This window comes from Vibrio sp. S9_S30 (genome assembly GCF_014694455.1).
GTDB lineage: Bacteria > Pseudomonadota > Gammaproteobacteria > Enterobacterales > Vibrionaceae > Vibrio.
The window spans coordinates 1-3,220 of the sequence record NZ_JAAUWT010000063.1 but is presented as its reverse complement, the minus strand read 5'-3'; the positions used below and the strand labels follow the sequence as shown (position 1 = coordinate 3,220).

2 rRNA genes are annotated in these 3,220 nt (G+C 50.6%); both read right to left on the bottom strand.

From position 1 onward, the window contains the following. Positions 1-3: 3 nt before the first annotated feature. Positions 4-120: ribosomal RNA gene (rrf, locus tag HC752_RS23820) — 5S ribosomal RNA — on the bottom strand. A gap of 127 nt (positions 121-247) precedes the next feature. Beyond that, positions 248-3,138: ribosomal RNA gene (locus HC752_RS23815) — 23S ribosomal RNA — on the bottom strand. Positions 3,139-3,220 lie beyond the last annotated feature (82 nt).

The window sequence follows — 3,220 nt, the reverse complement described above, 5'->3', positions numbered from 1 at the left end:
AAAGCCTGGCGATGTCCTACTCTCACATGGGGAGACCCCACACTACCATCGGCGCTATTGCGTTTCACTTCTGAGTTCGGCATGGAAATCAGGTGGGTCCACAATGCTATGGTCGCCAAGCAAATTCGACTTGCTTTCAGATTCTCTTAATATCTGAAAACAAAAATTCGGAAAGCTGTTTCTAAGTTCTATTTCTACACATTCAATTCGTTCTTGCTTTGAGCCCACAAAACCCCTTGGGTGTTGTATGGTTAAGCCTCACGGGCAATTAGTACAGGTTAGCTCAACGCCTCACAACGCTTACACACCCTGCCTATCAACGTTCTGGTCTCGAACAACCCTTTAGGATACTTAAAGTATCAGGGAAGACTCATCTCAGGGCTCGCTTCCCGCTTAGATGCTTTCAGCGGTTATCGATCCCGAACTTAGCTACCGGGCAATGCCATTGGCATGACAACCCGAACACCAGAGGTTCGTCCACTCCGGTCCTCTCGTACTAGGAGCAGCCCCCTTCAATCTTCCAACGCCCACGGCAGATAGGGACCGAACTGTCTCACGACGTTCTAAACCCAGCTCGCGTACCACTTTAAATGGCGAACAGCCATACCCTTGGGACCGACTTCAGCCCCAGGATGTGATGAGCCGACATCGAGGTGCCAAACACCGCCGTCGATATGAACTCTTGGGCGGTATCAGCCTGTTATCCCCGGAGTACCTTTTATCCGTTGAGCGATGGCCCTTCCATTCAGAACCACCGGATCACTATGACCTGCTTTCGCACCTGCTCGAATTGTCATTCTCGCAGTTAAGCGGGCTTATGCCATTGCACTAACCACACGATGTCCAACCGTGTTTAGCCCACCTTCGTGCTCCTCCGTTACTCTTTGGGAGGAGACCGCCCCAGTCAAACTACCCACCAGGCACTGTCCTCACCCCAGTTCATGGGGCTAAGTTAGAACATCAAAGCTACAAGGGTGGTATTTCAAGGACGGCTCCACGCAATCTAGCGACTGCGTTTCAAAGCCTCCCACCTATCCTACACATGTAGGTTCAATGTTCAGTGCCAAGCTGTAGTAAAGGTTCACGGGGTCTTTCCGTCTAGCCGCGGGTACACTGCATCTTCACAGCGATTTCAATTTCACTGAGTCTCGGGTGGAGACAGCGTGGCCATCATTACGCCATTCGTGCAGGTCGGAACTTACCCGACAAGGAATTTCGCTACCTTAGGACCGTTATAGTTACGGCCGCCGTTTACCGGGGCTTCGATCAAGAGCTTCGTCCTAAGACTAACCCCATCAATTAACCTTCCGGCACCGGGCAGGCGTCACACCGTATACGTCATCTTACGATTTTGCACAGTGCTGTGTTTTTAATAAACAGTTGCAGCCACCTGGTATCTGCGACTCCTAATAGCTCCATCCGCAAGGGACTTCACCGTCAAGAGCGTACCTTCTCCCGAAGTTACGGTACCATTTTGCCTAGTTCCTTCACCCGAGTTCTCTCAAGCGCCTTGGTATTCTCTACCCGACCACCTGTGTCGGTTTGGGGTACGATTCCATCAAATCTGAAGCTTAGAGGCTTTTCCTGGAAGCATGGCATCAATGACTTCACTGCCGTAGCAGCTCGACGTCGTGTCTCAGCCTTAATGACGATCCGGATTTACCTAAACCATCAGCCTACGCACTTGAACCTGGACAACCATCGCCAGGCCCACCTAGCCTTCTCCGTCCCCCCATCGCAATTTGATCGAGTACGGGAATATTAACCCGTTTCCCATCGACTACGCATTTCTGCCTCGCCTTAGGGGTCGACTTACCCTGCCCCGATTAACGTTGGACAGGAACCCTTGGTCTTCCGGCGAGGGAGTTTTTCACTCCCTTTATCGTTACTCATGTCAGCATTCGCACTTCTGATACGTCCAGCAGCCCTTACGAACCACCTTCAACCGCTTACAGAACGCTCCCCTACCCCGCATACAAAGTATGCAGCCGCAGCTTCGGTTGACTACTTAGCCCCGTTACATCTTCCGCGCAGGCCGACTCGACCAGTGAGCTATTACGCTTTCTTTAAATGATGGCTGCTTCTAAGCCAACATCCTGGCTGTCTGAGCCTTCCCACATCGTTTCCCACTTAGTAGTCATTTGGGACCTTAGCTGGCGGTCTGGGTTGTTTCCCTCTCCACGACGGACGTTAGCACCCGCCGTGTGTCTCCCGGATAGTACTTACTGGTATTCGGAGTTTGCAAAGGGTTGGTAAGTCGGGATGACCCCCTAGCCTTAACAGTGCTCTACCCCCAGTAGTATTCGTCCGAGGCGCTACCTAAATAGCTTTCGGGGAGAACCAGCTATCTCCAGGTTTGATTGGCCTTTCACCCCTAGCCACAAGTCATCCGCTAATTTTTCAACATTAGTCGGTTCGGTCCTCCAGTTGATGTTACTCAACCTTCAACCTGCCCATGGCTAGATCACCTGGTTTCGGGTCTATATCCAGAGACTAAATCGCCCAGTTAAGACTCGGTTTCCCTACGGCTCCCCTAAACGGTTAACCTTGCCACTGAATATAAGTCGCTGACCCATTATACAAAAGGTACGCAGTCACACCACGAAGGTGCTCCTACTGCTTGTACGTACACGGTTTCAGGTTCTATTTCACTCCCCTCACAGGGGTTCTTTTCGCCTTTCCCTCACGGTACTGGTTCACTATCGGTCAGTCAGGAGTATTTAGCCTTGGAGGATGGTCCCCCCATATTCAGACAGGATATCACGTGTCCCGCCTTACTCGATTTCACTTTAAATACGTTGTCGGTTACGGGGCTATCACCCTGTATCGCGCTCCTTTCCAGAAGCTTCACCTGACGCATAAAAAGCTTAAGGGCTAACCCAATTTCGCTCGCCGCTACTTTCGGGATCTCGGTTGATTTCTCTTCCTCGGGGTACTTAGATGTTTCAGTTCCCCCGGTTCGCTTCCTTAACCTATGTATTCAGTTAAGGATACTTACTTATGTAAGTGGGTTTCCCCATTCGGAAATCGTAGACTCAAGTGGCTTTTACTGCCTAATCTACGCTTATCGCAAGTTAATACGTCCTTCATCGCCTCTGACTGCCAAGGCATCCACCGTGTACGCTTAGTCACTTAACCATACAACCCCAAGAGGTTTCAATTTGCGTTCACTTTTCAAAAGTGAAGACAAAAAGGCGTATGGCAAACAACCAAGGTTTAT